Genomic DNA, 18501 nt, shown 5'->3' with positions numbered 1-18501 from the left:
TAAGATTTCTGTTCCCACCAGGGAAGGCGCAAGTCCGGCGCGGGCCAGGCCGGGGCCAGATCAGGCCCGGGCAGCCAAGGCCGTGTTCAGGAACTCCAGGTGCGCGGGCGTAGTAGCCACCGCGGCTGCGACGTAATCCGGGTGCTTGCGGAGGTACTTCTTGATGAACGGGCAGACCGGGACGATGGCGCGCCCCTCGTCAACTGTTGCCTGGAGCGCCGCCTTGGCGAGCTTGCCCGCGAGTCCCTGGCCACCGTATTCCTCGTTGATCACGGTGTGGTAGAAAATCCGCTGCGGTGAGCCGCCGTCGTCGTACTCCTTGTACACGGCCTTACCAATAACGTTTCCGCCGGTCAGCACTTCGAAGCGCTGCCGCTCCGGGTTGTGGCGGATGGTGACATCGTGCATGGAATCTCCTCGGTTCGGCTTCTGCTACAGCCTAACCACGGTACCCCGGCCCTTATTTCGTCTCCCGCTAACAGGCCAGGTTGAGCGCATTCACGGCTGCTTCAGCCATCTCGAGCGACTGCGGATCATCGAAGCCCATCATTTCCGGTGACGGAGGCCGGGCCACCGCCATGGCCACCTGCCGGGACCCGTCCGCGCTGATCAACGCGAGCGCCGCGTATCCCGGCACCACCCCGACATTGCCGAAGTAATCATGGTTTGAGCACGAGTCGTACAGCCTGACGATACCGAGGCCGAACGTTTCGTATTTCGGCTGATGCATCTCCTGCACGCTTTGGGGCGTCAGCAGGCTCCCTTTCTGCAGGGCGGCGAAAAAGGTGTTGAGTTCGGTGACCGTGGAAATCATGCCCGTCTCGGGGGAACCCTTGTGGAACGGACTCAGGGCGTTGTCCACCAGCTCGCCGGTTTCCGTCCGGGTGTAGCCGTGGAGCATCCCCTGCGGGCCCGGCTCATCCCCCATCATCAGGGTGTCCTTCAGCCCCAGCGGCTCCTCGTTGTCGGCGCGGATGACCGCTCCGATGTCCTTTCCCCGCAGCTTCTCGACGAGCAGGGCCAACGCCGAATAGTTGGCGCCGGAGTAGCTGTACAGGCTTCCGGATCCGCCGGTCCAAGGCATGCCCGCAACGAACCGCACACGTTCCTCATGGGTGAAGGGCCCTTCCCCTATTTGGACGGGCGATACCCAGTAGTCGGGCATCCCGGACCGATGACTGAGCAAGCTGCGGATGGTGATGGGTCCAGGTGGCTTGCTGATGCTCTCGAAGTCCGGCAGGTACTTCTGGATGGGGTCATCCAGCTCGACCATCCCTTCCTCCACCAGCTTCATGACCGACACCGCCACCATGGTGGTGGTGATGTCGCCGATATGGGTCTGGTCGCTCAGCTGCACAGGCTCCCGGGTCTCAAGGCTTCGGACGCCGACGGCCGAGGACCATTCTCCCAGCCTTGACTTCAACTGGATGATGACTGCTGTGGCTCCCCCTGCGCGCATTTCCTCGCTGTATTTTTCCAGCACGGCAACAAAGGCCCGCTCCTTCGGGGCAGTGGCGGACGCCGTCGTCGTGGATTGAACGGTCGGGGACTGCTGATCCAGCGGATCGGGGGCACTGGTGCAGCCTGCGAGCGAAGCCACCAGCGCTGCCGCTGCAACGGCGGCCGCAAGGCGGGAGGAGCCCGAGCCATAAACGCCTGCCCGCATCCCCTGTCCCTCCACGGGGCCGGCCAGCAGCTGGACTCCCAAGAGACCCGCCAGCTGCCCCGGCACCTTCGATGTTCCTCAGGGCCAAAGGAAGTGTCAAGGAAGGCTTCGCGAGACCGGTGACGCAGCCGCCGTGGCCTTGTAGTGTCGTGGGCAACGGGCAAGGACCCCCCCTGCCGGTCACTAGCAGCGAACCGGGAAACCTAGGAGCGAACATGGCTGTTGACGAGAACGAAGCGCAGGTTCTGGACCAGTGGACCCACCGGCTGGCCCAGGCCCTGCAGATCCTGGACCTGGAGGTGGATCAGGAACTCCTCCTTGACCTGGCCAGGAAGTCCGCCGGCTCGGTGATCCATGCGGCCGCACCGGTCACCACGTTCCTGGTGGGCTACGCCGCAGGGCTCGCCGCCGGCAACGGCAGCGGGGCGGCCAGCGGGACCAAGAAGGAGTCGACGGCGGCAGTCACCCAGGCGGCCGACGTCGCCTTCCGGCTGTGCGAGGACGGGCACGACGGCGGCCCGGCCGCCGGCGGCTGGGCGGACACGGGTCAGTAGCGGGTCCCGGACCCCCCATCAAGGGTTCTGGCCCGAGTATCATCTATCCCGCGGCGGTCGGTTCCTTAACCAGCACGGCTACCGGCTCCAGCCTGACGATCACAGCTTTCGACGCCGGCGTCTGGCTGCCTTCGGCCACACTCTCCAGCGGCACCAGCACGTTGGCCTCAGGGTAGTAAGCCGCCGCGCAACCGGCCGCGGTCGGGTAGGAGACCACCCGGAAATTTCGCAAGACGCGCTCCACGTTGTCCGGGTACACGCCGTGGATGTCCACGTGCTGACCGTCGCTGAGTCCCAGTTCGGCGAGGTCCCCGGGGCTGACGAACACCACTTCGCGGCCCTTCTTGATGCCGCGGTAGCGGTCGTTGTTGCCGTAGATGGTGGTGTTGAACTGGTCGTGCGAGCGCATGCTCTGCAGGATCAGCGTTCCGGCCGGCCGCTCCACATGCTGAAGCTCGTTGACCGTGAGCATCGCCTTGCCCGTCGGGGTGGTGAACGTCCGCGAATCCCGCGGCCCGTTCGGCAGTACAAAGCCGCCATCCTGCCGGATCTTCAGGTTGTAGTCCTCGCAGCCGCTGACCACGCGCGAGATGTGGTCCCGGATGAGGTCGTAATTCTTCTCGAACCCGGCCCAGTCCGCCTGCACGGAGTCACCCACCACTTTGTGGGCCAGCCTGCTGACGATGGCAACCTCGGAGAGCAGACCCGGCGCCACCGGTTTCACGGTTCCCTGCGAGGCGTGGACCGCGCAGACCGTGTCCTCCACGGACACAAACTGCGGACCGGATTCCTGCATGTCGATCTCCGTGCGGCCCATCGTGGGCAGGATCAGCGCCTCAGATCCTGTGACGGTGTGCGAACGGTTGAGCTTGGTGGAAATCTGGACCGACAGCTCGGTGTTCTCCATCGCCGCGAACGCCGCGTGCGTGTCCGAAATGGCGCCTACGAAGTTGCCGCCCATGGCCACAAAAACCCTGATGCCGCCGTCGCGCATTTGCCTGATGGTTTCCACGGCGTCCACGCCGTGTTCGCGGGGCGGTTCAAAGCTGAACTCCTTGCCCAGGGCGTCCATAAAGGCCGGCGGCATCTGCTCCCAGATGCCCATGGTGCGGTCGCCCTGGACGTTGCTGTGCCCGCGGATGGGAGAGGCGCCGGCGCCGGGCTTGCCGATGTTGCCTCGGAGCAGCAGGAGGTTGATGATCTCCTTGATGGTGGCCACCCCCTTCTTGTGCTGGGTAATGCCCATGGCCCAGGTGATGATCACCTTCTCCGCCCTGAGGTAGCGATCCGCGAGCTCGTTGATCTCCTCAGACTGCAGGCCGGTGGCCGCCAGCACGGCAGCCTCGTCCAGCTGGGCAAGATGCTCGCGGAGCTCCTCGAGGCCCTGGCAGTGTTCGGCGAGGAATGCATGGTCCAGCACGGTCCCCGGATTCGCGGCCTCCGCGTCCAGGACCCGTTTGGAAACGGCCTGGAGCAGGGCCATATCCCCGCCGATGCGGACCTGCAGGAACTGGTCGGCAATCTCCGTGCCGCGGCCAATGATCCCCTTCACCTTCTGCGGGTTCTTGTAGCGCATCAGGCCCGCTTCCGGCAGCGGATTCACGGCCACAATGCCCGCTCCGGCCTCCTTGGCCTCTTCCAGCGCGGTCAGCATCCGCGGGTGGTTGGTGCCCGGGTTCTGGCCCATCACGATGATCAGGTCCGCCTTGGCGAAGTCATCGTAGGAGATGGTGGCCTTGCCGATCCCGATGGTCTGGCCCATCGCCCAGCCAGAGGACTCGTGGCACATGTTGGAGCAGTCCGGCAGGTTGTTTGTCCCGTAGGCGCGGACAAACAGCTGGTAGAGGAACGCGGCCTCGTTGGAGGTTCGGCCGCTGGTGTAAAAGGCGGCCTGGTCCGGGCTCGGCAGCCCCTTGAGCTTGTCCGCCGCTATGGTGAAGGCCTGCTCCCAGCTGACCGGGCGGTAGTGGTCCTCCCCCGCTGGCTTGTACACAGGCTCGGTGAGGCGGCCCTGCATGCCCAGCCAGTACTCGGACCTCTGCCGTAGCTCACTGACCGGGTTCTCAGCCCAGAAGTCGGACCCGATCACCACCGGCGTGGCTTCCCAGGTGACAGCTTTGGCGCCGTTTTCGCAGAACTCGAATGTCTTGCGGTGCCCGGGGTCCGGCCACGCGCAGCTCATGCAGTCGAAGCCGTCCTTCTGATTCAGTGCCAGCAGGGTCTTCCCGGTCCTGACTACACCCATATGCTGCACGGCCGGCTCCAGGGAATGGTAGACGCCCGGCACACCGGCGGCCCACGTCTTGGGGTGGCCGCTGACCTCGATGTCAGCCTCGTTGGCCTCTTCCACGCGCGGATTCTTGCGTGCCACGTTGCACTCTCCTTGATTCAAGCCCTCACCGTCGACCCACCGGGTTTTCAGCGGTTTGACGGTCCCTGTCCACCCTTGTTCAGGGGGTCATCCAAGTCAAGCAGGACTAACGGCAAACGCCTAGGTAGGGTGGACAGATGGACGTCCCTCCCTTTGTCTGGACCATGACCATCGCGGGAATCGTGGGCCTACTGGCTTTCGACTTCTTCTTTCACGTGCGGAAGGCCCACACCCCCACACTCAAGGAATCGGCCATTTGGTCCTCCATCTATGTGGGGATTGCCCTCCTCTTTGGCCTGGGTGTGCTGTTCTTCGGCGGCACCACCATGGGCACCGAGTACTTCGCCGGGTACGTCACGGAGAAGGCCCTCTCAGTCGACAACCTCTTTGTGTTCCTCATCATCATGGCCAGCTTCAAGGTCCCCCGCGCGGACCAGCAGAAGGTGCTGTTGTTCGGCATCGTCTTCTCGCTGATAGCCCGGACGGCCTTCATTTTCCTCGGCGCCGCCCTGATCAACAGCTTCGCGTGGGTGTTCTACATCTTCGGCCTGATCCTGCTGATCACCGCAGGGAACCTGCTCAAGCCGGACAATCACGACGACGACTCCGAGGGTTTGGTGGTCAGGCTCGCCAAACGCTTCCTCCCGGCGTCGGAACATTACGACGGCGACAAACTGTTCACAATGGAGAACGGCAAGCGTGTCCTCACCCCGATGCTCCTGGTGATGGTGGCCATCGGCGGCACCGACATCCTGTTTGCGCTGGACTCCATCCCCGCCATCTTCGGCCTCACCCAGAACGTCTTCATCGTCTTCACCGCCACCGCGTTCTCGCTGATGGGCCTGCGCCAGCTCTTCTTCCTGATCGACGGACTGCTGGACCGGCTGATCTTCCTTGCCTACGGCCTCGCCGCCATCCTCGGCTTCATCGGCGTCAAACTCATCCTGCATGCCCTGCACGAGAACACCCTGCCCTTTGTCAACGACGGCGAGCACGTCAGCGTGGTGGAGGTCAGCACCGGCGTGTCCCTGACCGTGATCCTTGGCGTCCTGGTGATCACCGTACTGGCCTCGATCTTCAGCCCCAAGGGCAAGGCCAAAAACGCGGTGTCGGGCGCCAAACGGCACGCCACCGAGTATCTGGACCTCAACTACGAAACGGACATGGCGGAGCGGGACAAACTGTTCGCCCGGATGGTCCGGGAGGAAAACCAGCTCCGCAGCCTGCCGGAGAAGTACAAACGGCTCATCCGCAACGAAACCGAATTTATGGACCTCCTCCGCAAAGCCCACGCCGAGCACGATCAGGCCCAGGTCCGGGCCGCGCAGGAATAGTTCATCGCGGGGTCACATATTGCCCCTCGAGACGCCGCGGAAGGGCAACAAGTGACCTCGCGTTGCATTGTCAGTGCCTGTTGATAGGTTCGAATCATGGCCAGGGGAACCGTCCTCCGGCCAGGCACGTCACTAGGCACGTCAATGGGGAGGCCCCGTGTTTCTGCTCGATCCAGCCAGTGGTGATCCCGGGCGTGCTGATCGGCGCAGCGCTGATTCCGGCCCCGGCGCGCCTCAGGAACTGGTATTTTCCGCCAGCGACCTTGTGGCCGCCAGCGAATGTGAGTACCGCACGCTCCGCGTCCTGGATGAGAAACTAGGCCGGTCCCCCAAAGCGCAGTTTCCCGACGACGACATGCAACGCCGTGCCGGGGCCCTCGGTGACAAGCACGAGGCCAAGGTCCTGGCCGGCCTGATCGCGCAGTATGGCGAGTGGGACGCCGGCCGCGGCGCCGGCGTGTACTCGATCGAGCGCGGGGAGAACACGCGCAGCGAACTGCTGGCCAAGCACGCTGAAACGGAACTTGCGCTCCGTGCCGGGGCCGACGTCGTCTTCCAGGCCACCTTCTTCGACGGCGAATTCCTGGGCTATGCGGACTTCATTGTCAACGAGGCCGCGGGCACGGGAGACCCGGGCCGTTACGAGGTGTGGGACACCAAGCTGGCCCGGCACGCCAAAGTGGGCGCGCTTCTGCAGCTGGCCGCGTACGGCGACCAGCTCATCGGCATGGGCCTGGAACCGTCGCCCCGGGTCACTCTGGTGCTGGGCGCCGTGGTGGACGGCGATTACGTCCGCAGCCACCACTCCCTGCCGGACCTGCTGCCGGTCTTCCGCGAGCGCCGCGACCGCTTCCGCACCCTTACCGAACAGCACCGCGAGGCCGGTTCGGCGGTGCAATGGCAACAGCCCGGCGTCGCGTCCTGCGGGCGGTGCAACTACTGCGCCGAGCAGGTCCAGTCCCACCGCGACCTCCTGATGGTGGGCGGTATGACCACGCTGCGGCGGAAGAAACTCATCGCCGACGGCGTCACCACCATCGACGCACGGGCCGATCTCCCGCTGGGCAGGGCCACCGGCTCGGTGGCCCGGCTCCGCGACCAGGCCAGGATGCAGCTGGGCCGGGACGTTCCGGACGGTTCGCGCACTTTCGCCAAGGACGGCGAGGAGCATACCGTCACGTTCAAGGTGCTGCCGGAGAACGCCCTGGCAGAGATTCCGCAGCCCAGTCCCGGCGACATCTTCTTCGACTTCGAGGGAGATCCCCTCTGGCAGGACCCCGCCACCAGCAAGTGGGGGCTGGAGTATCTGTTCGGCGTGATCGAGGCGCCTGTATCTGACGGTGACGCGGTATTTGACGGTGACGCGGCGCTCTCGGCGGGCAAGCCCGTGTTTCGGCCCTTCTGGGCGCATTCGCGTAACGAGGAACGGCAGGCCTTCCTGGACTTCCTCGCCTATGTGGAGGAGCGCCGCTCCAGGTACCCGGACATGCACGTCTACCACTACGCCGCCTACGAAAAATCGGCGCTCCGGAACCTGTCCGTCACGCACCTCGCCGGCGAGGACACCGTGGACAACTGGCTCCGCGAAGGGGTCCTCGTGGACCTTTACGCCACCGCCCGGCATTCTCTGCGGATCTCCGAGCCGTCCTACTCCATCAAGAAGCTTGAGCCCCTGTACATGGGCAGCAACCTCCGCTCCGGGGACGTCAAGGACGCCGGAGCCTCCGTGGTGGCGTATGCCGGTTACTGCGCCGCCCGGGACGACGGCGACGCCGCCAGCGCCGCACACATCCTGGCCTCCATCTCCGACTACAACGAGTACGACTGCCTCTCCACCCTCCGCCTGCGCGACTGGCTGCTGGGTCTCCGCGGGGCGCCCGCCTCAAGCGCGGCGGGCCCCGGAACGTTCGACGGCGGCGTGCAGCCGGCGCCGTCGTCGTCCGCTGTTGCGGCCCCGCTTCCCCTTCCGGAACCCGAGCCAACCCCCGAGGAGCGCCGCCTGCAGGATTACCTGGCCGGCCTCCCGGACAACCGGCCGTGGACCAACAACGAACGGGCCATCGCCATGGTGGCCGCGGCCACGGGGTACCACCGCCGCGAGCGCAAGCAGTTCTGGTGGGAGCACTTCGACCGTACCGAGTCCGAGATCGACCACTGGTCTGAGGACCGCAACGTGTTTGTGGTGGAGTCTGCTGAAGTCCTAACAGATTGGTCGATTCGTAAGCCGAGAGAACGAATGCGCACCAGGACAGTGCGGCTCCTCGGGACCATGAGTGAAGGCTCCGAGTTCAAGTCGGAGAGAACATGGTGCCGGCTCTACGAGGCACCCTTGCCAGACGGCCTGGAGGATCCGCGCGGAAGACCGATAAGTAGAGCGGGAGTCTTCAAAACGAGTATCTCTGCTATTGAGGACGCGCCGGGCGCGCCGGGTAAGACACTGATTACGATCTCCGAAAAAGAGTCAGCCAAGGTTCCTGCCCATGAGCAAACACCCTGCGCTCTGACGCCCGACAAACCCATTGAGACCGTCAGCATCGAAGCCGCCCTGGCCGAACTGGCGCAGAGTGTCGGCGCCTCGGTGCCCGTGCTTCCGGAACACCCCGGCGTCGATATCCTGCGCAAGGTGCCGCCGCGCTTCCAGTCGATGTCAGGTCCAGCTGCCGTGGGCAAGGACGCCACCGGTGCAGCGGACTACGTCACGGCGATCACCGCGACGCTGCTTGACCTCGATCATTCATACCTCGCCGTGCAAGGCCCGCCCGGGACGGGCAAGACCTACGTCGGCTCGCACGTCATTGCCCGGCTGGTGGAGCAGGGCTGGAAGATCGGCGTGGTGGGGCAGTCCCACGCCGTGGTGGAGAACATGCTGTGCACCGCCATCGAAACCGCGGGAGTGGATCCGGCGCGGGTGGCGAAGAAGCTGGCCGCCCCGCATCCCGTGCTGTGGCACCGCACGTCCGACGACGACGTCGCAGCCCTGATCGCCTCCCCCGACGGCTGCCTGGTGGGCGGCACCGCCTGGACCATGACGGGCAAGTCCGTCCCGGCAGGATCCCTGGACCTGTTGGTCATTGACGAGGCCGGTCAGTTCTCACTGGCCAACACGCTGGCCGTGGCCCGCGCCGCCAAGCGCCTCCTGCTCCTCGGTGACCCGCAGCAGCTGCCGCAGGTCACGCAGGGCTCGCACCCTGAGCCCGTGGACGAGTCCGCCTTGGGCTGGCTTGCTGCCGGGCACGCCACCCTCCCCGGCGAGCTGGGCTATTTCCTGGCGGACAGCTGGCGCATGCACCCGGACCTGTGCCGGGCCGTGTCTGTCCTCAGCTACGACGGAAAGCTGGAAGCCGCGCCGGCGGCATCCCTCCGCAGCCTCGCGGAACTGCCGGCCGGTGTGGAGACAGTCTTTGTGGACCACAGCGGGAACGCCAAGTCCTCGGCAGAGGAAGCTGCCGAGGTGGTCCGTCAGGCCCAGCGGCACATCGGGTTGAAATGGCTGCCCGGCGACGACAAGCCGGCCAGGCCCCTTAACCCGGAAGACATTCTGGTGGTAGCCGCGTACAACGCCCAGGTCCAGCTGATCAAGCAGGCCCTGCACGACGCCGGCCTGCCTGGCGTCCGCGTGGGCACAGTGGACAAGTTCCAGGGCCAGGAGGCGCCGGTAGTCCTGGTGTCCATGGCCTGCTCCGCGGTTGCCGAAGCTCCCCGCGGGGCCGAATTCCTGTTGAACCGGAACCGGATCAACGTCGCGGCGTCACGGGGCCAGTGGCGGGCGGTCATCATCCGCTCCCCCGAACTCACGAACTACATGCCCGCCAAACCGGCGGCGCTCGAGGAACTTGGCGCTTTCATCGGCCTCAGCGCGGGTATCCACAGCCCTGGCGTCACCGGGCCCTGAAGTCCCGGAACGATCCGTCGGCAGCGGAGATGGACTCATCCACCCGTTCCACCCGGCCGGGGGCATTCTCCGACCTCAGCCAGTCCAGAAGCTTGTGGACCTGCTGCTCCGGCCCTTCGGCCACGATGGACACCGAGCCGTCGTCGAGGTTCCTCACCACGCCCTTGAGCGCCAGTTCGTCGGCCTTACCCATCGTCCAAAAACGGAACCCGACACCCTGCACCACGCCAAAGACGCGGGCAGAGAGCCGGATATCGCTGTTCACAGCAGTCAGGACTGCTTGACCAGCGCAGCTTCGACGTTGATCTTGACTTTGTCGCTCACCAGCAGGCCGCCGGCTTCCAGGGCAGCGTTCCAGGTCAGGCCGAACTCCTTGCGGCTGATCTCGCACTCCGCGGAAAATCCTGCGCGGGTGGCACCAAACGGGTCCACGGCTACCCCGGTGAACTCGACCTCCAGCTCCACCGGCTTGGTGATCCCGCGGATGGTGAGATCGCCCGTGAGCGTGTAGTCCTCACCGTCGCCCTCCACCGCGGTGGCCCGGAACGTCATCTCGGGGTACTGCTCCACATCGAAGAAGTCCGCCCCCTTCACGTGTCCGTCGCGGTTGGCGTCGCCGGAATCGAAGCTGGCCGTCTTGACCGTGGCGTGAAGCGAAGCGTCGGCCAGGGATGCGCCAACGCGGGCTTCGGCCGAGGCGTCCGTGAAACGTCCGCGGACCTTGCTGATGCCCGCGTGCCGGACAGTGAAACCAATCTCGCTGTGCGACATGTCCAGGGTCCAGACGCCCGATGTAAGGCCTGAAGGAAGGGTCACTTTGCATCTCCTTTGTGGAAACAGTGGTGTGGAAACCGGCCAAGACGACCGGTTTCCACACTGCTTCACTCCGGAGTTTTTGTCCAGATACTGACCCTGCATCCGCCCTGCAGATGCCATGATCTGGACGAAAATCAGCTGGCCACGGCTGCGCCGAACAGTCAGTTGATGGTGATGTCCCGCGTTCGGTGGTCGTAGCGGATGGTGACCGTGCCGCCGTCGTGGTGCAGTTCGTGGTTGGGGCCATCGAACGTGCCGAACGCGCCGTAGTTCTCGTCCCACGAACGGTTCAGGGCGATCTTGAAGGTGTAAGAGCCGGCGGGCAGCTCGGCACTGATCTTCCACAGCTGGTCCAAGGCATCGAGCGTCAGCTGGGCTTCGTCGTACTGCGGGGCCCAGTTTTCCGGCGCGCCCAGGATGGTGTTGAAGTCGCCGGCTACCGCTACGGCCTCAGGCTGCGGGAAAGTCTCCACAGCAGGCGCCTCCGCCTTTGCCTTGGGCGCAGCCTTAGTTGCAGTTTTGGGTGCTGCCTTGCGTGAGCGGACGGCTTTAACCACGGGCTCCACTACGTCCTCGATGGCGTCTTCGATTGCCTTCGCGGCCTTCCCGACGGCGTCGGCGGCCTTCTTGGCGGGAGTCCGCTTCGCCGGAGCCTTTTTGGCGGGAGCCGCCTTGGCTGCCGGCGCGGGTGCCGGTGCGGGTGCCGGCGGAATGGCGACGTCGGCAGGAACCGGAGTGCCGGCGTCGAGCGCTGTGGCGAACGAACCCGCATCGGGGAAGGCCACCGTGGCGCGCATGCCGTCATCGGTGATGCTCCAGCCGGAACGGCCCTTGACCAGCCAGCCGGCTTTCACCAATTTGGCCGTGGCGGATGTGAGCGTCTTGTGTCCGCGCGGGATGCCGCCGCTGAGCAGCGTGGCCTCGTGATCACTGAACGGCACGCGGGCGGTGGCTTCCGCCAGAACCTCGCCGGCGTTGAGTGAACGGCCGGACCAGACACCTTCGGTCAGGACGTGCAGCACGGTCTTGAGCCGGAGGTCGGTGTTATCTGCGATGGACTTAGCCATTTTTCCCCTTGCATAATGCGATCTGTCACTAGGCATCCTGCCAAGACCCTGTTAAATCGCGCGACTTGAATAGGTTAACTCTGCGTGTCGTGACCGACTATGACGCGAATTACAGCACAAGTGAGGCAGGAGTCTCGGCTAGGGGGCTGTTTACTCAACCCTGGAGCGCAAAGTCCCGGTATCGCCGGACACTTCCCGGACGCGCTCGCGCACCAGTGTAGCGAGCAGGCGCGCGCGGAGCTAGCCGCCGTTCAGCTCGTCCAAAAGTTCGGCTTTGCGCTCCTCGGAGGCGAACGACGAATGGATGGAATTGGCCGCGAGCCGTGCCCTGTCGAAATCCGAAAGATCAAAAACGGCCTTCAGCTGAGAGAAGTTGTCGTCCACGTACCCACCGAAGTAGGCCGGATCATCCGAGTTCACGGAGACATTGAGCCCGGCGGCAAGCATGGCTGGCAACGGATGGTCCGCCAGGGTGTCCACGGCACGCAGCCGGACGTTCGAGAGCGGGCAGACAGTCAGCGGAATCCGGTCCGCAACCAGCCGCTCCACCAGATCCGTGTCCTCCATGCAGCGGATGCCGTGATCAATGCGTTCCACTCCGAGGATGTCCAACGCGTCGATGATGTACGACGGCGGCCCCTCCTCGCCTGCGTGGGCAGTCAGCCGCAGGCCCGCTTCGCGGGCTTTGGCGAACAGCCGCTCGAACTTGGCCGGCGGGTTGCCCACCTCGGCGGAATCTAGGCCGATGGCCGCGATGGGGGCGTTCATGGCCAGCAGTGCGTCCAGGACTTCCAGCGCGGATTCCTCGGACAGGTCCCGCAGGAATGCGGCGATCAGCAGGGTGGACATGCCGAAGTCCTCCTGCGAGGTGGCCAGGGCCGACGCCACCCCATTGACGCAGGTTTCGAGGCTGACACCGCGCGACACGTGGGCCTGCGGGTCCATCATGATCTCTGCATGCCGGACCCCGGCGGCGGCGGCGCGGGCCAGGTAAGCGCGCGTCATGTCGGCGAAATCCTGTTCAGTCTGCAGCACCGCCATGTTGGCGTAGTACAGGTTCAGGAAGGACTGAAGGTCAGTGAACTCGTACAGGCCCTGAAGCTCCTCCAGGCCGGAGTACGGAAGGGTAATGCCGTTGCGCTCGGCCAGTTCGAGGATCAGTTCCGGTTGCAACGTGCCCTCAATGTGCAGATGCAGCTCCGCGACAGGGAGGAGTCTCGCATCCTCTTCGGTCTGGAGCAGATCCGTCTCCGAAGGTTCTGCGCTTGGTAGTTCCGTGTCGGGCACTTCCGTCCCTGGAAGTTCCGTCACTGGAAGTTCCGTCACTTCCGTGGCTGGTAGTCCCGTCTGTGGCAGCGGATCGGCGGCATTGTCCCGGTTGTTGTCCATCGGGTCAGGATATCGCCCGCCGGCCGGTTCGCGGCTAGAGTCGGATTGATGCGGAACCCTAAACAGGCTGACGATCTTTCCCTTCCCACTCCAGGCCATCTGGCGGACGGCTTTGTCCGCGTCAGGGGCGCGCGGGAGAACAACCTGCGGAACGTGGACGTGGATGTGCCCCGCGACTCCATCGTGGCTTTCACAGGAGTCTCCGGCTCAGGAAAGTCCTCCCTCGCGTTCGGCACCATCTACGCCGAAGCCCAGCGCCGCTACTTCGAATCCGTGGCGCCGTACGCACGCCGCCTCATCCAGCAGGGCCACAATCCCAAGGTGGAGATGATCTCCGGGCTGCCACCCGCCGTCGCGCTTCAACAGCGCCGCGGCGCACCCAGCAGCCGCTCCACCGTTGGCACGGTAACCACGCTCTCCAATTCGCTCCGCATGCTGTTTTCGCGGGCGGGCACTTACCCGGCCGGCGCTGAGCAGCTGGACTCCGACGCGTTTTCACCGAACACAGCGGCCGGCGCCTGCCCCGAATGCCACGGGCTGGGGGTGGCGCACACCGTCAGCGAGGAATCCCTGGTCCCGGACCCCACTCTGACCATCCGGGAAGGTGCCATCGCGGCATGGCCGGGCGCCTGGCAGGGCAAGAACCTCCGCGACATCCTCAGCCACCTGGGCTACGACGTGGACGTACCCTGGCGGAAGCTGCCCAGGAAGCAGCGCGACTGGATCCTGTTCACGGACGAGCAGCCCGTCGTGGAGGTCACGCCCGAGCGGGACCGCGTGGCCAAGCCGTACAAGGGCCGCTTCTGGAGCGCCAAAAGCTACGTCCTGCACACTCTGGCGGACTCCCAGAGCGCCGCCATGCGCGAGCGTGTCCTGGCATTTATGGAGTCCGGCCCGTGTCCGCGCTGCGGCGGCACCGGGCTCCGGCCCGAAGCACTCGCGGTCTCCTTCGGCGGCCGCAACATCTCCGACCTCAACGCCACACCGATGGCCGAGCTCGCAGAAATCATCCGCCCCACCGCCGGGCTCAAACAAGCCGGTACCGCGTCACGCCGGCAGTCCTCCGGCGAGGAAAACGAGGTGGCCGTGGCCATCACGGCCGACCTCCTGCAGCGCATCACCGTGCTCCTGGAACTGGGCCTCGGCTATCTTTCGTTGGGCCGCGCCACCCCCACGCTCTCCCCCGGCGAGATGCAGCGGCTCCGGATCGCCACCCAGCTCAGGTCGGGACTGTTCGGCGTGATCTATGTGCTCGACGAACCGTCCGCCGGCCTGCATCCGGCCGACGCCGAACCGCTCCTGGCGGTCCTGGACCAGCTCAAGGCTTCCGGCAACTCGGTGTTCGTGGTGGAGCACAACATGGACGTGGTCCGCCGGGCTGACTGGCTGGTGGACGTGGGTCCCCGCGCCGGAGAAGGCGGCGGCGAGGTGCTTTACAGCGGCCCGGTTGCCGGGCTCGCGGCCATCCAAGCGTCGGTCACCCGGCCCTTCCTGTTCCACGACGGCGGGGCGTCCGAGGGCGGCACCGCACCTCGTGCGGGCAGCACCGCTCGTGCCGCCCAGGTCCGGGAGCCGGACGGCTGGCTGGAGCTCGCGGGGATCAGCAGGCACAACCTCAAGGACCTGGATGCACAGTTCCCCCTGGGCGTTCTGACGGCGGTCACGGGGGTGTCCGGCTCCGGCAAGTCCACCTTGGTGACGCACGTCCTCGGCGAAGTTGTGGGATCCGGGCTCAAGAACCATCAGGCTCCGCAGCTGTCCGAACCTGATGATGCGGGTCCGGCCACCGCGTTGTCTGTGGGACCGGTCAGCGGCGCGGAACGGATCGACAGGCTGGTCACGGTGGACCAGAAACCCATCGGCCGAACCCCCCGCTCCAACCTCGCCACGTACACGGGCCTGTTCGACGCGGTACGCAAGGAATTCGCGGCCACAGAGCAGGCCAGGGCACGCGGGTTCGGCGCCGGACGGTTCTCCTTCAATGTGGCCGGCGGCCGCTGCGAAACCTGCCTGGGCGAAGGCTTTGTGGCGGTTGAACTGCTCTTCCTCCCAGGCAGCTACGGGCCGTGCCCTGAGTGCGACGGGTCCCGCTACAACCCCGAAACCTTGGAGGTGACGTACCGGAACAAGAACGTGGCGGAAGTGCTGCGCATGACGGTGGATGCGGCCACCGCGTTCCTGGCCGACATTCCCGCCGCGGCCCGCAGCCTGAAAAGCCTCGGGGATGTGGGCCTGGGCTACCTCCGCCTGGGCCAGCCCGCCACGGAGCTTTCCGGCGGCGAGGCCCAGCGCATCAAGCTGGCCACCGAACTGCAGCGTGCCCAGCGCGGACATACCCTCTACCTCCTGGACGAGCCAACCACCGGGCTCCACCCGGCCGACGTCGAACTCCTGATGGCACAGCTCCACGGCCTGGTGGACAGCGGCAATACCGTGGTGGTGGTGGAACATGAAATGGCCGTTGTGGCGGCGGCGGACTGGGTCATTGACCTGGGCCCGTCCGGCGGGGACGCAGGCGGCCGGATTGTCGCCGCCGGAACCGCCGCCCACGTCGCGAGTTCCACAGCCAGCCGCACCGCTCCCTACCTGGCAGCCGCGCTTCCCCCGGTCACCAGCTGACCACCAGAAATCATCTCGGTTTGATAACGGGCCGGCGATGTCCTAGCGTGAAATGCAAGCCCGTTCTTCGGGCGACTTGAATGCCCGGTGCTGCCTCCACCAGAACTGCCCGGCCGGCAGACACCGAAAATTGACCTCTATATCGTCAGGGGCGGGCAGTGGCGCAATAACCTCCGGGGACGGACCGAGCGCTGGTGGCCTTCAGGAGCATCACACCATGAACAACAACACCATTCGTACTGCCGCACGCCGTGGAGTAGCCGTCGCCGCCATTTCCGCAGCCGGCCTTGCCCTCTCTGTCACCGCAGCAAACGCGGCCACCGACGGCGCAACCTGGGACTCACTGGCGCAGTGTGAAAGCGGCGGAAACTGGGCCACAAATACCGGCAATGGCTACTCGGGCGGCCTGCAGTTCAGCGCCACAACCTGGGCTGCCTACGGCGGCACCGGTTCCGCGGCCGACGCCAGCCGCGAGCAGCAGATCGCCGTGGCCGAACAGGTCCAGGCCTCGCAGGGCTGGGGAGCCTGGCCGTCCTGCGCCGCGGAGCTTGGCCTGAGCGGCGGAGGGGGTACGACGGCGGTGACTCCCCAGAGCGTGCCAGTCCAGAGCGTGCCAGTCCAGGCCCCTGTGGAGAGCGTGCCGGTCCAGGCACCGGTGGTGCAGGCACCAGCCGTGCCGGCCGCGACGGATGCCGTGACGGCTCCGCAGCACGCCGCGCCCGTGGAACTGAGTGGCGAGACCTACACGCTTGAGCCCGGCGACACCCTGAGCATCGTCGCCGACAAGCTTGGCGTTGAGGGCGGCTGGCAGAACCTGGCGGACGCCAACCTGGACACCATTACCAACCCGGACCTCGTGTTCTCCGGGCAGGTCCTCCAGCTTCCGGCCTAAGCTTCAAAAACTTTCCGTGTGAGCCGCCCCTTTCCCCAAGATTGACGGCCTGCGGAAACAACAAAACCCGGCAGCAACAACCCCGGGAAACAACGACGCCGGAGTGCCCCTCATTGGGGAGCTCCGGCGTCGTCCGTTTGTGTTCTGAATGACTGGCAGGCTCCTGACCTTCCTGCCCGCCCGCGGTTTTGCTCGCTTAGGCTGCTGCCTTGGCGGCCGGAATCTCGCGGATGATGCGAACCTTCCACGCGGCGTCGTCGGTGGTGTCCAGCAGGGCCACCGTGCCGTGGGCGAGGTTCAATGCCACGCGCTTGGCCGCCAGCAGTTCGAGGTAGAGGTGCTCGTTCATGCGGCTGGGGGTGTCGATCATGTACTTCACGGCGTCGCGGACCTTGCGGTAGTTGGCGCTCTTTTCGCGGTGCAGGTGAAGTTCCAGCATCTGGCGCTGGCGCACCTTGGGCTCGTGCTTGTTGAGCCAGGAGACGGCCAGATGCACACCGATCACCAACGCGAGGGAAACGGCGTAGATCCACCAGCCGCTGGACATCAGGAACAGAGGCAGGTTGCCGATGGCGACGAGCGCGATAACGATCCGCAGCGCGACGATCCGGCGCAGGGTCAGTGCCACGGAGGCCATCGCCGCACGAAAACCGTGCTGCTCGGTCCGGGCCGCGGCCGGGTCGAGGGTGAATTCATCAAGGACCAGGATGCCCTTGGCCTCCGGATCAAGCATCTGTCCGAATTTGGGCACAAACAGCTGCGTTGAACCGGCGGTCACTTCAGGTGAAATTGTCATGAGGGGGCTTCCGGGACGGTGGGGCGTTTCGGTGATCTTAGTGGCTAGCGGTACCCACTGTATGCATCGGTCCACTATGTGAACTATTTTGCTGCGCCGTTGTCGTTGAGGGACCCGCCAGCGGACCCCGCGCGTGTGGCGCCGGGCACTGCAATTGGCACATCCGCCGCATGCCGTCAGACTGAAGGGATGCAAACCTTCCTTCCGTATCCCGATTTCCGGCAGAGCGCCGAAGCACTGGACACCGCCAGGCTCGGCAAGCAGCGTGTCGAGGCGCTGCAGACCCTCCGGGCTCTGGTGATTCCCGAGTACGGCTGGCTGGACCACCCCGCCGTCCGCATGTGGATGGGCCACGTTCCGGCGCTCACCATGTACGGCCTGGCGATGGTGGACGAATGGACCAACCGCGGCCATGAAGACAACACGCGCGCCAACATCACCGAGTTCGCGCCCCAGGCTGCGCACCCGGACTACGCGGCCAAGATCCCGCTGCCGGAGTGGCTCGGAAATCCTGATTTCCACTTGAGCCACCGCGCGAAGCTGCTCCGCAAGGAACCGAAGTTCTACAAGACGGTGTTCGCTGACGCCGATTTGGACCTGGACTTCATTTGGCCTGAGCCCAAGCACGAGTTCTACCCGGCGGAGCCCGAGGGTGACATCCTGTGGATCCTTCGCGACCCGCACACGGAAATCGATCCGCAGACGCTGGATACCGTGGCACTGCCTCCGATCCGCCGCGCCGGCGCTGTTGCACCCACTGCTCCTGAGGATGGTTACTCCCCCGTGTACGTCGACGACGGCTCCCGCCGCCCGTCCAAGCAGCCGCGCAAGCTGCCGCCCAAGCAGCTCGTGAAGAAGCCCACCCGCAAGCGCCAGGCGCAGGAGGAAGCATTCGCCACCCTCCCCGGCAAGACCACCGTTGCCGTTTCATTTGAGGACGGCACCAAGTTCGCTGTGGGGCAGGTGCTGGGCCGTCCCATCACGCTCGACGACGGCCGGTTCGGCCGCACCTTCAGCGTCACCGAGGTAATCGACCGGTCCGCCTTCGACTACCCCGCACTCCTGCAGGACCCCCGGGTGTTCTTCCCGGTTCCCGCTCCCTAAG

At 65.5% G+C, this 18501-nt stretch carries 14 protein-coding genes; 6 read left to right on the top strand and 8 right to left on the bottom strand.

The features are described 5' to 3' along the window. Window positions 1-60: 60 nt before the first annotated feature. Both ACZY0Q_RS10650 and ACZY0Q_RS10645 read right to left on the bottom strand, forming a co-directional pair. On the bottom strand, window positions 61-408 hold the full coding sequence (locus tag ACZY0Q_RS10650; RefSeq protein WP_463916570.1) for a GNAT family N-acetyltransferase: 348 nt from the start codon (window positions 406-408) through the stop codon (window positions 61-63). A 67-nt stretch (window positions 409-475) separates the two neighbouring features. Next, window positions 476-1732 (bottom strand): serine hydrolase domain-containing protein, encoded by a 1257-nt coding sequence (locus tag ACZY0Q_RS10645; RefSeq protein ID WP_463916568.1) that lies wholly within the window; start codon window positions 1730-1732, stop codon window positions 476-478. A 149-nt stretch (window positions 1733-1881) separates the two neighbouring features. Between ACZY0Q_RS10645 and ACZY0Q_RS10640 the strand changes: the two genes are divergently transcribed. Further along, entirely contained in the window at window positions 1882-2220 is a 339-nt protein-coding gene (locus tag ACZY0Q_RS10640; protein WP_463916566.1) for a DUF6457 domain-containing protein, read from the top strand. A 43-nt stretch (window positions 2221-2263) separates the two neighbouring features. Here ACZY0Q_RS10640 and ACZY0Q_RS10635 read toward each other — a convergent pair whose 3' ends face one another. Next, window positions 2264-4591, bottom strand: coding sequence for an FdhF/YdeP family oxidoreductase (locus ACZY0Q_RS10635; protein WP_463916563.1), 2328 nt, complete (start codon window positions 4589-4591; stop codon window positions 2264-2266). 137 nt (window positions 4592-4728) lie between these two features. Here ACZY0Q_RS10635 and ACZY0Q_RS10630 point away from each other — a divergent pair, with 137 nt between their 5' ends. Both ACZY0Q_RS10630 and ACZY0Q_RS10625 read left to right on the top strand, forming a co-directional pair. After that, complete coding sequence (locus tag ACZY0Q_RS10630) at window positions 4729-5925, top strand: TerC family protein (RefSeq protein ID WP_463916561.1); 1197 nt, start codon at window positions 4729-4731, stop codon at window positions 5923-5925. 157 nt (window positions 5926-6082) lie between these two features. Beyond that, a complete protein-coding gene (locus ACZY0Q_RS10625; protein WP_463916559.1) occupies window positions 6083-9817 on the top strand; it encodes a TM0106 family RecB-like putative nuclease in 3735 nt (1244 codons plus the stop codon). Here the strand turns inward: ACZY0Q_RS10625 and ACZY0Q_RS10620 are convergent. The 4 genes from ACZY0Q_RS10620 to ACZY0Q_RS10605 all read right to left on the bottom strand — a co-directional run bounded on the left by ACZY0Q_RS10620 (window position 9804) and on the right by ACZY0Q_RS10605 (window position 13089). Beyond that, on the bottom strand, window positions 9804-10082 hold the full coding sequence (locus ACZY0Q_RS10620) for an acylphosphatase (protein WP_463916557.1): 279 nt from the start codon (window positions 10080-10082) through the stop codon (window positions 9804-9806). The two genes, ACZY0Q_RS10625 and ACZY0Q_RS10620, sit on opposite strands and share 14 nt — an antisense overlap. A 5-nt stretch (window positions 10083-10087) precedes the next feature. Beyond that, window positions 10088-10633: a YceI family protein gene (locus ACZY0Q_RS10615; protein ID WP_463916555.1), complete on the bottom strand. Its 546-nt coding sequence runs from the start codon at window positions 10631-10633 to the stop codon at window positions 10088-10090. Window positions 10634-10794: 161 nt separating this feature from the next. Continuing rightward, a complete protein-coding gene (locus ACZY0Q_RS10610) occupies window positions 10795-11700 on the bottom strand; it encodes a pullulanase X25 domain-containing protein (RefSeq protein ID WP_463916552.1) in 906 nt (301 codons plus the stop codon). Window positions 11701-11940: 240 nt separating this feature from the next. After that, complete coding sequence (locus ACZY0Q_RS10605) at window positions 11941-13089, bottom strand: adenosine deaminase (protein ID WP_463916550.1); 1149 nt, start codon at window positions 13087-13089, stop codon at window positions 11941-11943. Window positions 13090-13137: 48 nt separating this feature from the next. Here ACZY0Q_RS10605 and ACZY0Q_RS10600 point away from each other — a divergent pair, with 48 nt between their 5' ends. After that, window positions 13138-15708: an excinuclease ABC subunit UvrA gene (locus tag ACZY0Q_RS10600; protein WP_463916548.1), complete on the top strand. Its 2571-nt coding sequence runs from the start codon at window positions 13138-13140 to the stop codon at window positions 15706-15708. A gap of 217 nt (window positions 15709-15925) precedes the next feature. Beyond that, complete coding sequence (locus tag ACZY0Q_RS10595) at window positions 15926-16600, top strand: transglycosylase family protein (protein WP_463916546.1); 675 nt, start codon at window positions 15926-15928, stop codon at window positions 16598-16600. A 196-nt stretch (window positions 16601-16796) separates the two neighbouring features. Here ACZY0Q_RS10595 and ACZY0Q_RS10590 read toward each other — a convergent pair whose 3' ends face one another. Then, on the bottom strand, window positions 16797-17396 hold the full coding sequence (locus ACZY0Q_RS10590) for a hypothetical protein (RefSeq protein WP_463916545.1): 600 nt from the start codon (window positions 17394-17396) through the stop codon (window positions 16797-16799). 189 nt (window positions 17397-17585) lie between these two features. Here ACZY0Q_RS10590 and ACZY0Q_RS10585 point away from each other — a divergent pair, with 189 nt between their 5' ends. After that, window positions 17586-18500 (top strand): MSMEG_6728 family protein, encoded by a 915-nt coding sequence (locus tag ACZY0Q_RS10585; protein ID WP_463916543.1) that lies wholly within the window; start codon window positions 17586-17588, stop codon window positions 18498-18500. Window position 18501: the final 1 nt, after the last annotated feature.

It is taken from the genome of Pseudarthrobacter lactosi (assembly GCF_055412785.1).
The sequence above is the reverse complement of the archived record's forward strand: the minus strand, read 5'-3'. Positions and strand labels throughout refer to the sequence as shown.